The 15,514-nt window shown below is 59.3% G+C and carries 8 protein-coding genes; 5 read left to right on the top strand and 3 right to left on the bottom strand.

Annotation, left to right across the window (positions count from 1 at the left end):
* Positions 1-510 precede the first annotated feature (510 nt).
* Positions 511-4,182 carry an AsmA-like C-terminal domain-containing protein gene (locus tag L3J03_06280; GenBank protein ID MCF6290584.1) on the top strand — a complete coding sequence of 1,224 codons (3,672 nt, stop codon included), beginning with the start codon at positions 511-513 and terminating at the stop codon, positions 4,180-4,182.
* A gap of 246 nt (positions 4,183-4,428) precedes the next feature.
* On the opposite strand, the gene L3J03_06275 is transcribed toward L3J03_06280, so the two are convergent.
* Positions 4,429-6,021 carry an AMP-binding protein gene (locus tag L3J03_06275; GenBank protein ID MCF6290583.1) on the bottom strand — a complete coding sequence of 531 codons (1,593 nt, stop codon included), beginning with the start codon at positions 6,019-6,021 and terminating at the stop codon, positions 4,429-4,431.
* A gap of 651 nt (positions 6,022-6,672) precedes the next feature.
* On the opposite strand from L3J03_06275, the gene gnd reads away from it, so the two are divergent.
* A complete protein-coding gene (gene gnd / locus L3J03_06270) occupies positions 6,673-8,130 on the top strand; it encodes a decarboxylating NADP(+)-dependent phosphogluconate dehydrogenase (protein ID MCF6290582.1) in 1,458 nt (485 codons plus the stop codon).
* 77 nt (positions 8,131-8,207) lie between these two features.
* Here gnd and L3J03_06265 read toward each other — a convergent pair whose 3' ends face one another.
* The gene (locus L3J03_06265) at positions 8,208-9,131 is read right to left on the bottom strand and encodes a zinc-ribbon domain-containing protein (protein MCF6290581.1); all 924 of its coding nucleotides are present in this window, start codon (positions 9,129-9,131) and stop codon (positions 8,208-8,210) included.
* Between the two features lie 660 nt (positions 9,132-9,791).
* On the opposite strand from L3J03_06265, the gene L3J03_06260 reads away from it, so the two are divergent.
* Positions 9,792-10,625, top strand: coding sequence for a hypothetical protein (locus L3J03_06260; GenBank protein MCF6290580.1), 834 nt, complete (start codon positions 9,792-9,794; stop codon positions 10,623-10,625).
* 76 nt (positions 10,626-10,701) lie between these two features.
* On the opposite strand, the gene L3J03_06255 is transcribed toward L3J03_06260, so the two are convergent.
* Complete coding sequence (locus L3J03_06255) at positions 10,702-12,930, bottom strand: cyclic nucleotide-binding domain-containing protein (GenBank protein MCF6290579.1); 2,229 nt, start codon at positions 12,928-12,930, stop codon at positions 10,702-10,704.
* Between the two features lie 173 nt (positions 12,931-13,103).
* On the opposite strand from L3J03_06255, the gene L3J03_06250 reads away from it, so the two are divergent.
* Positions 13,104-14,312, top strand: coding sequence for a metallophosphoesterase (locus L3J03_06250; GenBank protein ID MCF6290578.1), 1,209 nt, complete (start codon positions 13,104-13,106; stop codon positions 14,310-14,312).
* A gap of 79 nt (positions 14,313-14,391) precedes the next feature.
* On the top strand, positions 14,392-15,495 hold the full coding sequence (locus tag L3J03_06245) for a TRAP transporter substrate-binding protein (protein MCF6290577.1): 1,104 nt from the start codon (positions 14,392-14,394) through the stop codon (positions 15,493-15,495).
* Positions 15,496-15,514 lie beyond the last annotated feature (19 nt).

Below are 15,514 nucleotides of genomic sequence, written 5' to 3'. Positions count from 1 at the left end.
TGCCGAAGTTGTTTCAAATTCCGCTTTTGCCGTCACGGCCGCGGCTCAGGGTCCGCTACACCGTTCGGTATAAGAAAACCCCTTTCCCGGTCCAACCTCAAACGTACGGGGTTTACCGAAACCTTACGGCTGAAAAATTTTTGAACTTTGCTTACCTGTTGTTTTCTTAGCGTTTTTTTGCCTGGGCATTGTCAGGGGTTGTCGGGCGGTACAAAAAATTGTATTTTCGGGGACAACCCGGATAGTACTCCCTGCGGTTGGAACCTATTGTTTTCCGGAGAAAAAAATGCGTCATGGAGCTTGTTTTGAACTTTGGCACGATGGTTGCATTATAAAAGGGCAAGAGTATAACTCTTATCTCCTTTCTTCTGGAAAAAGGTCGGCATTTCCCCCAAGGTGCCGGCCTTTTCCTATTGTTGCCCGCTGTCCGGACGGCTCAACCAAGGTATCGGGCCGAACGACCGGGACGCCACGGCCGTAACCATGGTCATTTGATCTGCTGAATTCCTTGTGAAGAAACGATTCCGCCAACTCCTCGTCCTCGGAGCGCTGCTCGCTGTTTTCCTGGGGCTTGCCCCCCGGTTTCTGCACCTGACCGCGCTTCGGGACGGGATAGTCGACCGCCTGGGTCTGGAACTGAACTGTGAAGTATCCTGCGCCGAGATCCGCTGGACCTGGCTGCCGTTTCCCCATCTCTCCCTGGCCGACGCCTCTCTCAAGAATCCCCGGGCCACCCTGATTCTGCCCGAGGTACGGCTCTTTCCCCACTGGCGGATCCTGCTCGGCGACACCACCAGAATCGGCCGCATCCACCTGGTTGATCCGAAAATCATCCTGCATGCCCCGGTGGGCCCCGGACCGGCCGGGGTGGACCCTCTTCTCCCCCGGGTCAAGATCACCATTGAAAACGGTGAGGTCATCTATGATCCGTTGCAACCGTCAGCCTGTCCCCTTCCCCGGGGAGCCCTGCGGCTCTCCCAGGTCAAGGGAACAATTGCCACCGGCCCGGACCTGGTCCGGATCAGCCTGCGGGCCGCGGCACCCTTCTGCAAGCAGATGACGATCAAGGGTACCTTTGCCCCGGTTTCCCAGGATTACGGCTTTGAGCTGGAGGCCGATGAATTCATGGTCCCTGAATTCTCCCTCGGCCGGGATGGAAACACCGTAGTCAAGACAGCTGCTCCCGTTGATCTCCAGCTACGGCTAGAGGGGAGCGGGCTTGAGCGGTTTACGGCATCAATTACCGGTGCCGGTCCGTCCCTGGCGGTCAGAACCGGCAACAAATCGATCATCCTTCACGCGGGAAAGATGGATCTCCGGGTGGACAAGGCCGGACCGGATTTCTCGGTTACCATCCGCGACCTGGAGATCAAGGAGCCGGCCCTTCGTCTTCAGGGCCTGGTGGCCCGGAGTTTTTCGCCGGCCCCCACGGAAAATGGAGCAACAGCGCCGGACTGGCGGATCGATCTCTCTGCACATGATCTCGACCTGACCGGAATAAGAACAAAGATCATGACCCTGTGGCCAAGGAACAAGATCGCCGCCACGGTCTGCAATGTTGTCCGGGGCGGCACCGCTGCTCAGGCCCGCTTCCGGTTCAACGGGCCGGCAACCGGCCTGGCCGATCTGGCCGCCCTGAAAATCCAGGTCGATGTGGCCGACGCCGCCATCCATGTTCCAGGGGCAGGGCTTGATCTCCGCCGGGCCAAGGGTCCGATTACCATTGTCAACGGCATCCTGGCCGGCCAAGACCTCAGGACCCGGCTGGGCAACAGTTACGGCTGGAACGGGCGTCTTTATCTCGACCTGATGCATCCGCAAGCGTGGCCCTTTATCCTGGACCTGGACCTGGACGTTGATCTTTCGGAGTTGCCCGCTGTTCTGGGCCGGGTGATTGACAACAACGATTTTCTCACCGAACTGGCTCGATTCTCCAATGTGAGCGGCAAGGCCGGCGGCCATCTCCGGCTCCAGGACCGGCTCGACGATATCGAGGTGGAGGTGACCGTTGCCACCATCCAGGCGGCCAGGGCAGATTATGATCGGCTGCCCTGGCCGATTGTCGTGGACAGCGGCCAATTGCGGATAATCCCCGGCCGGGTGAGCTGGGACCAGGTGACCGGCAACATCGGCGCCCAGACAATATCCAGGGCCGCGGGCCGGGTCAACCGGGACGACTCCCTGACCTTCAGCCTGACAGCCGACCGGGCCGACCTTGACTCCGGGCCGCTGTTCACTGAACTGCTGGCCCGGGATCTGATACCCGCGCCACTGACAAAGGTTGTAAGCGGTCTGGACGGACCGCTGCAGTTGACGAATGTCGCGGTGAGCGGCCCCCTCCAGACCCCGGATGCCTGGCAGTACCGGCTCGAACTGGAGGCCGATGCCCTGCACTGGCTGAGCCCGCTCTTTACCGGCCGGGCCGGCCTGGACCATGCCACGGCCGGGATCAGCAACCATGATATCCGGATCCGGCAGGCCCGTGTCACCCTGTTTGATGCGCCCCTGGCCGTGGCCGGTGAACTCAGCCACAACCATTTGGCGGACTGGCGGGGCAGCCTGCGGTTCAACGGCCTGGTCAATGAAAAAACGCTCCGCTGGCTCAAGGAGCTTAAGCTGCTGCCCGCCGGCCTGCCCCTGAAGCCCCGGTCAACCCTGCAGGATCTGACCGTAACCTGGGACAAGGAGAAAACCGCGCTGCAGGGCAGTATCATTGCCGGAACCGGCGCTGCCCGAAGTCCGGCCGCATTCATCGACCTCATCGCCGGGGATGAATCCCTGGATATCCGCCAGCTGAAACTCACCGGCCCGACCGAGCAGGGCATCCTTTCCCTGTCCCGCGGCCGGAACCAGCAACTCGGGCTGGCCTGGACCGGCAGCGTCAGCGCAACAACCATCAATGCGCTGCTCTTTACCAATATTGTCTCCGGTCATCTCAGCGGCACCTTCCAGGGGGTTGTTTCCCCTGATTCCGAATCAACCATGCTCGACGGCTGGGCAACCGTCAAAGGGCTGAACTGGCGCTGGCAGGATCCGGCCATCCCGTTGATGGCGGTTGACTCTCTCCGGATTTTCGGCGACGGCCCAAGGGCGGTGCTGGAAAAAATGGATCTCCGGCTGGAGGGGGAGCCGGCCACGCTCCAGGGCACAATCATGCCGCGGAGCGAGAGCCTGGCGGTTGACCTTTCCCTCCAGGCCGGTCGCCTGTCCGGCCGCGCGATCAGCCGGCTTAAAGATCTCCTCGCCCCGCAACCAATGGCCCGGTCCACCTATCCGCTCACCGGCCGGCTGGCCTTTATGGTCGATTCACTCCTCTGGCCGTCGCCGTTTCCGGCTGATGGTGAAACAGGAGCCGGGCCATCCTATGATATTGCCCCGGCCAGGGGCACGGTCCGCTTCCAGCCCGGCCGGGAGTTGTCAATGGATATAACCTCGGCCGGGCTGTGCGGCCTTGGAATCTCCGGCACCTATCATTCGGATCCGGACCGGCCCCAGGAGTACACCGTAACCACCCCGGCAGGGGGCACGGCCCGCTTCCAGGATACCTTGCCCTGTCTGGGGATCAGGCAGGATGTGATTGAGGGGGACTTTACCATGCAGGCCCGGCTGCTTCGCCGCCAGGGCCGCTGGCAGGGAAAATCAGTTGCCATCCATTCCGAAAACGGGACCATCCTCCGGATGCGCCTTCTCTCGCAGATCTTCAAGGTAGTCAACATCACCGACCTGTTCGTTACCACGGGACAGTACTCCGGCAAGGGGCTGGCCTACTCGCAACTGGACCTGGAGGCTGACATTGATAACAACGAGTTGGTCATCGACCGGGCGGTGATCCGCGGCCAGGGGCTCAATCTGTTTGGCCGGGGCCGGCTGGACCTGGCCACCCTGGACTCCGACCTGACCATTCTGATCGCGCCGCTCAAAACCCTGGACGCCATTCTGGCCAGGGTCCCCCTGGTCGGACGGATCATCGGCGGCAAAAATGCCACCGTGGTCACCATTCCGGTGGGGGTCAAAGGAAACATAAAAGAGCCGAAGATTACCCTGCTGCCGCCGGAGGCCATCGGCGATGCGGTGATTGAGATGGTCAGGGATACCCTGCTCCTGCCGTTTCGAATCTTGAGCCCGATTCTGCCCAAGGATAAAGATAAACCGGCGGAGCAACAAGAAACCCCGGCCCGATAAGCGGGCCGGGGTTTCAAGAGGGGAAGGGAGGGAAAAAGAAAATCGGGAAATCTTCTTTGCCCCGAACTATTACACAAACCGTGCCAGACCCTGGCCCGACTTCGGGGCCGGGACCCGGGACCGCCGTAACCGCAAGCTTTTCCGACAAAAAAACAACATCACCGGAAAAGTCGTCCTTCCTTTTTCGACCGGCCGGCCGGTCCCATTGACCGTATAGTTATTACCCGGCACATTCCGGGATGGGTATTAATTACCCGGCCCTGACCGTCCTGGGCGTCGGAACTTCTTCCCCGCCGTTTTTGCCCCGACTTCCGCAGTCTCATTGTCGGCAAAGGCGTGCCGCACCATCTCGGTTATGGTGCGGAAGTCTATCTTGCCGCTGCCCATCTTGGGAAACTCCTCAATAACATGAAACATCCTGGGCATGGCAATGGCCGGCAGCTCTTCCGCCATCTTCCTGGTAATCTCCTTGGTGTCCACCGGCTCGGTCACCGCGGCGACAATTTTTGACCCTTTCAAGGCGTCGGGGATACCCACCACGCAGCAGAGAACATCACGGGGCAGAAATTTCTCCAGCACATTCTCCACCCGGACCAGGGAGATCATCTCGCCGCCGATCTTGACAAACCGCTTAAGCCTGCCGGTATGCCAGAGATAGCCGTCCTCGTCCATCCTCCCCATGTCGCCGGTGTCATACCAGCCGGCCCGCATATGCCTCGATGTCTCCTCGATATCGCCCAGATAGCCTTTCATCACCAGGTCGCCCTTGACCATGATCTTGCCCTCCTCGCCCACTGCGCACTCCTCGCCGGTATCCAGGTTCTCGATCCGAACCTGGACGTCTTTGAAGGGTTTGCCCACGCTGCCCGGCCGGTTGAATTCCGCCGAGTTGCCGGAAATACCCGGTGAGGTCTCGGTAACGCCGTATGCCTCGAACAGGGACATGTCATGTTTCTTGATAAACTCCTCGCGCAGGGCGTCCGGGCACTTGTCAGCCCCGGACAGGGCCAGCCGGACACTGGCAAAATCACCAGGCTCGGACTTGCGGACATAGCCCCAGAAGAAACTCGGGGTGCCGACCATCAGGGTGGTCTTTTCCTTGCGGACGATCTCACAGATGGTTTTATAATCAAGGGGATTGGCGTAGCTGACCAGGGTCATCCCGTGGTAAAGCGGGGCCCAGAGGTTGGCGGTCTGGCCGAACACATGGAAATAGGGCAGGTTGGCCAGGAAGATGTCCTGATCGTTGAGTCCGTAACGGTCGGTGAGGCTCTTGATATTGGCGGTGATGTTCCGGTGGGTGAGCGGCACTGCCTTGGGCGCCTTCTCGCTGCCGCTGGTAAAAAGAATAACAACATTATCCTCATCGTCGCCCTGATGGACCATCCGGGCCAGGAGCGCAAGCGGCATCTTTGCCTTCACCGCCGCCTTCAGCTTCCTGGCCGTACCCATCCCGGCCATGATATCCTCAAGAAAGACCATGCCCGGCATCTCTGGACAGTCGATCTTTTCCAGCAGCGCCCGGGAGGTGATTATTGTCTTGAAGTCACACTTTTCCCGGGCATACTCGGCATTCAGGGCCGCGCCGGTGGAGTAGTTGATCATCACCGGCACCCGGCCGCTCATCAAGAGGCCCAGGGTGGCCAGGGCGCATCCGGCGGAGGTGGGGACCATGACTCCGATATACCCCTCCTCGTACTGCTTGAACTCGTCACAGAGCATCAGGGCGGCGATCAGGGCCCGCGAGTAGGAGACCCGTTTGTCCGCGGAGCAATCGATAATGGCCGGCTTGTCGCCAAACTGCTTGGCAACCTGAATGAATTTCTGATGTAAGGTCATCTTTCCCCCTGTTGCTTTCCTGTTTTGATAACGGTTTTTTCAACTCGTGTCCAGCCGGAGACCAGATAACTACTTATCCCGACCGGCCCGGTCAGTCAACATTCATTTACCGCTCCACCCGTCATATTAGGCAGGTGATTATTCCCTTGACGCATTTGAACCCTGTTGATTAAGTGTTTTCATGATACACAGGGTCCGGCCGTCCGGACCGGACTCGGCGCGCACCCCAATGCCGGTTTCCGCGCAGCCGCGACAACTCCGTGCCTTAGCCTGCTGCAATCCCGCTGTTGACTTTCCCAGTTAAGGTTAAAGCCACCGTCTTTAGGCGGGTAGATTTATCACTTCCAATGGAATTCGGTTGGAAGGGAAGAGTTTTTTTACTTCGTGCTCGTGAACGTGATCGTGAACGTAAACGTGAACGAGACAAGAAAAAAATAAATATGTTGCGAGCAAGCAGGATGGATTATCAGGGAGAGTCGCTCGATAAATGTGTCGTTCGCCAAAGGCACTTATGTTCGTGTACGAGTACGTTCACGTTCACGAGCACGAGCACGTCAAAAACGGGTCTTGGACCCGTATCCCGACTTTCAGTCGTTAAGTTAACCCACCGTTTTCAGACGGTGGCTGTTGACTTTCCCAAGGAGATTACCCATGAAAAACAGGGCTGACATCGGCCTGATCGGCCTGGGGGTCATGGGCCGGAACCTGGTATTGAACATGGACGACCATGGCTTTACCGTGGCGGTGTACAACCGGACCGCGGCCAGGACCGATGCCTTTATCACCGGCCCGGCCCGTGGTACCGGGGTGATTCCCGCCTCTTCCCCGGCGGAGCTGATCGGCAGATTAAAAAAACCCCGCCAGGTGATGCTGATGATCAAGGCGGGCCGGGCCGTGGACTCGGTCATCGACCAGTTGGTGCCCCTGCTGGAGCCGGGCGATATCATCATCGACGGCGGCAACTCCTATTATCGCGACTCGGCCCGGCGGTTCGAATCCCTGGAGGCCCGGGGGCTGCTCTTTGTCGGCTGCGGCATCTCCGGCGGCGAGGAGGGCGCCCGCCACGGCCCCTCGATCATGCCCGGCGGCTCGGCCCGGGCATGGCCCCATATCCGGGACATCTTCCTGGCCATTGCCGCCAGGGCGGACAACAACACGCCCTGCTGCGACTGGGTGGGGCAAGGCGGGGCCGGTCATTTCGTCAAGATGGTCCACAACGGCATTGAATACGGGGACATGCAGTTGATCTGCGAGACCTATGATCTGATGCGTTCCGGACTGGGCATGTCTCTGCTTGAGATGAGCCGGGTATTCGACCAATGGAACCGCGGCCAACTGGACTCCTACCTGATCGAGATCACCCGGGACATCCTGGCCCATACCGGCAAGGACGGGCCCACCGTGGATTTTATCCTGGACACGGCCGGCCAGAAGGGAACCGGCCGGTGGACGGTCTCCTCCGCCCTGGAGTACGGCACCCCGCTCACCCTGATCGGGGAGGCGGTTTTCAGCCGCTTTCTTTCAACGCTCAAGGAGGAAAGGGTGACAGCGGCCGGCATCCTGGCCGGCCCGTTGCCGGAGATCGAGGTTGACCGCCGCTCTTTTGTCGCTGATCTCGGCCAGGCGCTGTACAGCGCCAAAATAGTCTCCTATGCCCAGGGCTACATGCTCCTCCGGCAGGCCTCGGACCGCTATGGCTGGGATCTCAATTTCGGGGGCATCGCCCTGCTCTGGCGGGGCGGGTGCATTATCCGGGCCGCGTTCCTGAACAAGATAAAGGAGGCGTTTACCCGCAACCCGCGGCTCGGCAACCTTCTCCTTGACCCCTATTTCCAGGAACAGATCAAGACCGCCCAGGCAGCCTGGCGGCGGGTGGTGGCCCGGGCGGTCATGGCCGGTATCCCCCTGCCGGCCATGACCAGCGGCCTGGCCTTTTACGACGGCTTCCGGCGGGAGCGGCTGCCGGCCAACCTGCTCCAGGCCCAGCGCGACTTTTTCGGGGCCCATACCTACGAGCGGGTCGACCGGCCGCGCGGGCAATTCTTTCATACCGACTGGACCGGCGGCAACAGCAAGGAGACCGAGACCTCGGGCCCGTACATCGCGTAACCAGCATGGCAAGGCCAGCGCTTGGTGACGACTTTCATATAAACAACAGGAGACGGCGTTTCCTGCCGGCGGCCCGGCTATCCGCCTGAGTCCCTGGCCGCGGCGATCTCCTTGATCCGCTCGGCCAGCTTGACCGGCGGGGTATCCATCTTGGCCAGAAACCGGTCCGCGCCGGCAGCCATCACCCGCTGCTGCAGGGCCTTGTCGGTAACCGCGGACACCACCACCTTGGCGATCCTGCGCCATTTCGGACTTCGTTGCAACCGGGCGAGCAGATCAGCTCCGTCAAGGGCCTTTTCCTGCCAGTCGATGACGATGATATCAGGGATCTGGGAACTGATCTTGCGCATCACCTCCTTGGTATCCATGGCCTCGAACACCGCATAGCCCTCCAGCATCAGGTTGCCCTTGGTAATCCGTCGCGCCATCTCGCTGCCGCCGGCCAGGAGGACTGTTTTTCTCTTTTCCATGGCCGCGGCGTCATTGGCGGACAGTTCGGCAAAGTATTTCCTGAGACGGGCCAACTGCTCCGGGGACAGATCAACAAACTGCAACCCCATGCCCACCCCGGGCTCGTTATGCTGCACCGTGGCATGGACCTCAAGATCACCGCCGGGCAGGGGCAGGGCCACCCCGACCTTGCTGCCGACAATGAATGAACGGCCGGTATACACGAACAGGCCGCCTTCGCTGATATCGATCCCATTGATCATGATGGCGTTGTCGATCATGATCTTTTTCTTGAATGGGAACCGCTGGAATCTTCTCGGGCTGCTGCCGCCCGGCTGCCGGCCGGCGGGCTGCTGATCGGAGCCGCCGGGCCGCGGAGTTTTCCCGGCCGCCTTGGCCGGGCCGGTCACCGGTCGCTTGACCCGCAGTACGCTATCGCACCGCGGGCACCTGATCCGGACGTCCCCGGTGCGGACCTTCTCCAGGGGGACCTTCAGTCTGGCCCGGCATTTGGGGCAGGTGGCAATCATATTTTCCGTTCCCTGGGTCATGACAACCTCGTAAAAAAACCGCAATCAATGTTGATGAACTCGTAACAACCCGAAAGGCTTCAAATGCCACCCAATAAAATCAACAAGTTACAAGACGAATCACGTCCGTCGAGCAGGTTGTTGCGAGACCGACAATGTTAACAGGAGGGCGCTACACCAGCTAACAGGACAATCCCTGCGCCTGCCTTTCCCTTGTTTTTCCAAGCTCGCTTCCCGCTGAAGGATTACCGGGATCGGGGAACTACATCTTTCATGCCCCTGGTGAACAGCCGGTGTCCGACAGGCTCTGGTCAGCCACTGATCACCACGGCAAGGTGCATCCGGTGATTCAGGGTTAGCAGTTGGCCGGAAACGAGAGTAACCTTTTCAGATAACATAGTTTGCAGCCGGCTGCAAACAAGGATCAGGGTACAGCTCAAATATCCTGTACAATGATAAGGCGGTATTGCCGGCCATATTGTCGCCGGCCTGACGAGATCATGGGGCTCGACGGCCGCTATCCCGTGCCCATCCGGAAATGGCCCTTTCTGGACAGACAACTATCCCGGGAAAAACATTGACCATCGGCCGGAAACTGAATAGCTTGTGCCTGGGCAGGCAGGCGAACGTAGTGAGACTCCGGGAATCCTCATCGCTGGACAGACAGTAAGGAGTGAAAACATGAAAAGCGGCAGACTCGTTATCCTTGTTTTATTGACTTTTTGTCTTGCCCTTGCCTCCTGTGCGGGCGGCAACGGCAATAAAAAGGCAGATCTTTTGCTCCAGGCCCACCGGCGGAACGCGCCGATTCCCGTGCTTTCGGCACAGTATCCTGACATGGATATGGATGCCGCCTACGGGGTCCAGCATGCCTATGTGGAGAAAAGGCTGGCCCATGACCGTATCGCCGGCTTTAAAGGGGGCCTGACCTCAAAGGCGGGCCAGAAAAAATTCGGGGTCAATGCCCCCCTGGCAGGGGTGCTTTTTGCCTCTGGCATGAAAAAAGGGACCCCGGTCATTGATCTGTCGCTTTTTAACAAGCTGATGATCGAAACAGAGGTCGGTTTCATGGTCAACCGGCCGGTTGTCGCGCCGTTGAAGGACGTTACCGAACTGAAAAACACGATCCAGACGATCCTGCCGGTTATCGAACTGCCGGATCTGGGTTTTGCCGACATGAAGAAGCTGCAGGGAGTTGACATCGTTGCCGCGGATGTGGCCGCGGCCCAGTTCATAGTAGGCCACCGTCCACCGGTTGCCTGGGACCCTAACGCTGTTTCCGTGCGCCTCCTTTACAACGGCGTTGAGATCAATGCGGGCAAGGGCTCCGATGCGATGGGCGACCAGTGGCGGGCCGCCTTGTGGTTGATCAATACCATGGTGGAGCAGGGCTACAGGATCGAGCCCGGCCATATCATCATCACCGGGGCCCTGGGCAAGATGCGGCCCGGAAAATCCGGAGCATACCTGGCCGATTACGGCGATTTCGGCAAAATTTCCTTTGTAGTCCGATAGGTTTCAGAGGCCAGAAGACAGAGGACGGAGGACGGGAAAAAACCGCAGCAGTGATTGCACCCTGCACCCTCTTCACTCACGTTTTCAGATTGAGTACTATTTTATTGCTAAGTCGCAGCCGCCTTGCCAGTTCCTTGCCGAGCCCGGCAAGGATGCTGTACCCCGTTGCCGGGTATTTCTCATTTATCCGGAGAAGGGCCTCCCGGGTCAGGCAGTAACAGGTGACATTGCCGACGGCAATCACATCCGCGGAACGCAGCCCTTTGTCCAGAACGGCCATCTCGCCGAAAACGGTTCCCGGGCAGAGCGTCCCCAGTCTCAGGGCCGGGCCGGCCGGCAGGTTGTACATCACCCGGGCCCGGCCGCGGACAATCAGAAACAGGCGTTGGTCGTCATCCCCCTGACGGACAATGACGTCCAGGTTCTTGAAACTCTTTTTTTCAAAGAAATGGTGGATCCGGGCAAGTTCCCCGGCAGGGATGGATTTGATCGCGTCGATTTCGTTGACCGGTATTTCCCGGTCATAACGGCCATCGCCGATCAATTTGTCCAGCAGTCTGTCCTCCGCCACCGCCAGGGCGATCTCCATATCGGGAAAGCAGTAGCTTCGCCGTTCGGCCCGGTTGAGGATATTCCGGAGTTCACGGTGGGCCTGGTTCGCCCCGCTGAAGATCACGGAACTGAAGTAGAGTTCCAGGCCGTGCTTCAGACATTTGGTCAACAGTTGTTTCATTATCTTGGCCCCGGTGCTGTCAATCTCCGAAACCCTCTTGAAATCGATAATGATAAACCCCAGTTCCTTGCTGAAAAATTCTTCAACCCGGGCGGCGATCTTGTCCGCTGTGCCGAAAAACAGGGAACCCTCCAGTTCAAGGACCTGAATATTCGAACCCGACGCCTCCAGCAGGGCGGATTCCTTTTCCGCCCGCTGGGTGTTCGAGCGGATATCGTTGCCAGAGACCTCGCGCCGGATTATGGATTTGCTTATCTGGAGGATAAAGAGGAAGACGGAGACAACCAGCCCCACGGCCAGGGCCTCGAAAACACCAAAGGCAACGATGGTGACCGTGACCAGCAGGACGACCAGCCCGTTGATCAGGGGCCGGTTGTCACCGGCGGCCAGCGCCGGTTTGATGCCGGGGATGAGTTGCAGGCTCCATTTGTCCAGGGATCTGATGGCGATCATTACCAGTATTCCGGCCAGGACCACGGTGGGGAGTTTTGCCACCAGCGGATGGAGAAACAACAGGACCAGGAGAATGAAAGAACCGCTCACCACCCGGGAAAAGGCGGTCCGGCCGCCATACTGGTAGTTGGCCAGGGTGCTGGGCAGGCTCCCGGCGGTGGTGATGCCCCCGAACATGCCGCCCAGCATGTTGCCCACCCCCTGGCCCATCAGCTCCCGGTTGGCGTTGTACCGTTCCTGGGTCAGGGTCTCGCCGGCGGTACAGACGACCAGGGAACGAAGCGAGACAACGGCGGATATGCCCAGGGCCATCAGGGTCAGGTCGCCGATAAGGGAGAGATGCTGGCCGGAGGTCAGCAGGTGGAGAAATTCCGGGGCATAGCGGGGCAGGGGAACGGTGCCGGGGATGGGGCCGATTACCGGACCGAGGGAGTCCCGGTATCCCATCATCAGGCAGAGATAGTAGGCGGCCGTACCGGTGATGATTCCGTAAAATGGGGCGGGAATTTTCTTGCTTAACCTTGCCCCGGCCCAGATCGACAGGCAGACGATCAGTCCGATGAGCAGGGTCAGCACCTGGGTCTGGCCGAGATCCGAGACAAAGCTTGAGAGTTTGAGCCGGTCGGGAAGACCCAGCATGACATTGAGCTGGGAAGCGGCAATCAGGATCGCACTGCCGTTGAGCAGGCCGGCAACAACCGGGTAGGGGATATACTTGGCAAAGTTGCCGATGCGAAGAACACCGAACAGAATCTGAAACAGTCCACTGGTGAAAACCGTAAGAAACAACAAGGCCAATGCGGTGAATGTCTGCCGCGGATCGCCGTGGACCCCTCCCAGGCTGGAAATAATCAGTTGCAGCGCACCCAGCAGCATGAAAGAGGAGAGTGAATAGGGGGCATTGTTCATAAAGGGCATGCCGCCGACCAGGGCGCCGCTTATGTTGGAGACCACCAGGCTGACCAGTCCGGCCACCAGGCCCAGGGGTATATACTCCAGGCCCAGGGGGGCGAAAACCAGGGCCCCGAGCGCCATCGCCTTGGGCAGAGGGGTCAGGGTTGCGGTTACTCCGCCGAGCAGATCACCTCTCAAATGTGGGAACCGCTTGGTTTCGGACAAACGGGGATCCTCCTTTCTACCTTGACATTAACTATTTACTCCTGGTCTACTATCCGTTGTCTTGGAGGAAGTAACCATATTTATGCTGCTACTTCAAGTCGTCACTCTGGAACAGGACCTGTTAAAAGGTCTTTTGGCGCCAGCCGGTCCGGCAAGATCAGGAGGTAACGATAATGATGCGAGGTAGATTTTTTCCGGCCAGGAGAGGAAAGTTGACCGGCCGCCGGCCGGATGCGGTTGATACGGTGCCAGCAGGACGCGGGGCTGTTCCGCCGCCGGGGCGGGCTCGGTCCCGCCCTTACCGCTGGCCGGGTCTGATCATCCTCATCCTGCTGACCTTTTCGGGCTGCGCGCCTGTTCCGCGGAACCAGGGACAGGCTGTTGTTGATCCTGACGCCACCCTTTTCAGGTTCGTCTTTACCGGGGATTCCCGCGGTAATTACAAGACCGATCCGCCGGTTTACCTGGAAGAGGAACTGCTTGTCCAGGTGGTCGGCCATATCCTGGCCCTGGAACCGAAACCTGATTTTGTCATATTCAACGGCGATATGGTGGCAAAAACAACCTTTACCAAGGCCCCGGAAAAGATCGCCCGCTGGCGGGCCATTTTCGAGGAACCGCTCCGGGCAAAGAATATCAAGCTTTATACCACCCCCGGCAACCATATCATTGACCAGAAGGAACGGTGCCCGGCCGGCGAGATCTGCTATATCTCAAAGTTCAACGAGTATTTCCGGGCGGACAACCCGGCAAACGGGCCTGCCGGCTATGGGGGGGTGAGCTATTCCTTTACCCGTGAAAACACCCATTTTGTCACGGTTACTTCCTTTACCAGCCATGAAGGGCCGGACAACAGCGAGATCGATCCGGCCGAGTTCGTGCAGCGCAAAAAGCAATTTGAATATTTTATCAACCGGCCCAACCGTGAGTGGCTTGAACAGGATCTTGCCCGGGACGAGTCAACCTTTACCATCTTTTTCACCCACTGCCCCCTGTACCCGGTCGGACCGCATTATAAAGATCGGAAAAGTCTCCATGCCCACCCCGCGAACCGGGACGCGGTTGCCGGGATTCTGGCGGCCGACGGGGTGGATGTTGTTTTTGCCTCCCACGAACATCTCTATGCGCGGGCTGACATCGGCCCTGCCAATCCGGCCGGCGGCTCCGGTCCGGGGACCGGGATGGTGGAGAGCGTGGTGGGTGCGGCCAGCGCACCCTTGAGTTCGGCCCCGGCCCGGCCTGATATGCGTTTTGAAAAATATCTGTCAGCCTATGGTTTTCTGGTCGCGGATGTAAAGAAAGATCGAATCGAGTGTTATTTTTACAATGAGACCGGGCAGCTGTTGGACGCGTTTACAGTACCGGCCCGCACCGGCCGCTAACCATCCGGGCGGTGCGATTCCCTGGTTCCGGCCGGATAACGGCCGGGCCGGGGGATAACCGGAAAGAGGAGGACGCATTGTGGATCGAAGAGATTTTATCAAGAAGGTGGGAGCAGGGGCCGCGGCCCTGGGTCTGGCCGCGGCGGTTGACGGTCCGCCCGCGGTCCATGCCCGGCAGCGGTATGAATGGAAGATGGTAACCTCCTGGCCGAAGAATTTTCCCGGCCTTGGCGCCGGCCCCTTTTATGTGGCCAGGGCCATAGAGGCGATGAGCAACGGCCGGATCAAGATCACGGTATACAGCGCCGGTGAACTGGTGGGGGCCCTGGACGTCTTTGACACGGTGTCCGCCGGCCGGGCTGAAATGGGACATTCCGCCCCCTATTACTGGAAGAAAAAACACCCCGCGGTCCAGTTCTTCTGTACCGTGCCCTTTGGGCTCAATGCCCAGGAGACCAGCGGCTGGCTGAACTATGGCGGCGGCCAGGAGTTGTGGGACGAACTCTATGCCCGGTTCAACCTCAAGGGATTTGCCGCCGGCAACACCGCCGTGCAGATGGGCGGCTGGTTCAATAAGCTCGTTGCCGGGGTGGATGATTTCAAGGGGTTGAAAATGAGGATTCCCGGCCTGGGCGGTGAGGTGCTGTCCAGGATCGGAGCCGAGACGATCAACCTGCCCGGCGGCAAGATATATGCGGCCCTTAAGTCGGGCGGGATTGACGCCACCGAGTGGGTGGGCCCCTACAACGACCTGGCCGCCGGCTTCTACGAGGTCGCTAAATACTATTACTGGCCGGGCTGGCATGAACCGGCCACCGTGATCGAGTGCATGGTCAATAAAAAGGCATACGAGGCGTTGCCCCTGGACCTGCAGGCCATTGTCAGTCATGCGATGAAGGCCGCCTACAACGACATGCTGGCCGATTATGCCAGTAATAACAACCAGGCCCTGGTGACGCTGGTCACCAAACACAAGGTCCAGTTGAAACGTTTTCCGGACAAGGTCCTGGCATCCCTGGGCAATATGAGCCGGGAAGTTGTTGAGGAGGTATCCCGGTACGACGGGCTGTCCAAAAGGGTATATGACTCATATAACGCGTTCCGTAAACAGTCCATCTGGTGGAACAAGATCGGTGAGGAAGGGTACGGTCTGGCCCGGTCGCTGACCTTTTCCTACGGTTAGTTGTTTTTATGGATATAAA

This window comes from Desulfobacterales bacterium, from assembly GCA_021647905.1.
In the GTDB taxonomy this organism is placed as follows: domain Bacteria; phylum Desulfobacterota; class Desulfobulbia; order Desulfobulbales; family BM004; genus JAKITW01.
Note: the sequence above shows the minus strand (reverse complement) of the source record. Positions and strands in the feature narration are given on the sequence as shown.

Excerpts from the sequence above, each read along its gene's own strand:
- L3J03_06275 (MCF6290583.1), bottom strand. The coding sequence starts at position 6,021 with ATGACCTTACATCAGAAATTCATTCAGGTTGCCAAGCAGTTTGGCGAC.
- gnd (MCF6290582.1), top strand. The coding sequence starts at position 6,673 with ATGAAAAACAGGGCTGACATCGGCCTGATCGGCCTGGGGGTCATGGGC.
- L3J03_06265 (MCF6290581.1), bottom strand. The coding sequence starts at position 9,131 with ATGACCCAGGGAACGGAAAATATGATTGCCACCTGCCCCAAATGCCGG.
- L3J03_06260 (MCF6290580.1), top strand. The coding sequence starts at position 9,792 with ATGAAAAGCGGCAGACTCGTTATCCTTGTTTTATTGACTTTTTGTCTT.
- L3J03_06250 (MCF6290578.1), top strand. The coding sequence starts at position 13,104 with ATGATGCGAGGTAGATTTTTTCCGGCCAGGAGAGGAAAGTTGACCGGC.